We start from the raw sequence: 692 nt of genomic DNA on the forward strand, positions 1-692 counted from the left end.
TGCTCGACTGGTCGACCGGCGTCTACAACCCCGATGTCGAGATCAGCCGCGACACGACCACGCTCTATGCCTCGGACCGTGACGTCTTCCTGTTCCTCGTAGACGACCACAACCCGATCGAGGCGGGGCGTCTGCCCGACGGCTCCCCCGATCTCTACTTCCGTGGATTCTACTGCTGGAACTCCGAGGTGGGCGCGAAGACCCTGGGGATGGCAAGCTTCTACCTGCGGGCGGTGTGCCAGAACCGCAACCTCTGGGGCGTCGAGGATTTCCAGGAGATCAAGATCCGCCACTCGAAATACGCGGCCTCGCGCTTTGCCCATGAGGCGGCCCCGGCGCTGACGCGCTTCGCCAATTCCTCGCCGCAGGGCTTCGTGAACGGCATCAAGGCTGCGCGGCAGCAGATCGTGGCACGCAGCGACGAGGATCGCGCTGATTTCTTGCGCAAGCGGGGTTTCTCGAAAGCCGAATCCGGCAAGATCATCGAGAAGGTGCTGATGGAAGAGGGCCGCCCGCCCGAGAGCATCTTCGATTTCGTGCAGGGCATCACGCGGCTTGCGCGCGACAAGACCCAGCAGGACGCCCGGCTCGACATGGAGGGGCGCGCCAAGAAGCTTCTCGACCGGGTCGGCTGACATGATTTGGGGCGCCCCCATGGGTGCCCCAACTTTCCAAGGGGTCGTCGATCAGAA

1 pseudogene is annotated in these 692 nt (G+C 63.9%); it reads left to right on the top strand.

Annotated elements, in window-relative coordinates:
- Window positions 1–635 (top strand): annotated as a pseudogene (locus C5F46_RS16295) (DUF932 domain-containing protein); the annotation flags it as partial.
- Window positions 636–692 lie beyond the last annotated feature (57 nt).

Source organism: Phaeovulum veldkampii DSM 11550, from assembly GCF_003034995.1.
GTDB lineage: Bacteria > Pseudomonadota > Alphaproteobacteria > Rhodobacterales > Rhodobacteraceae > Phaeovulum > Phaeovulum veldkampii.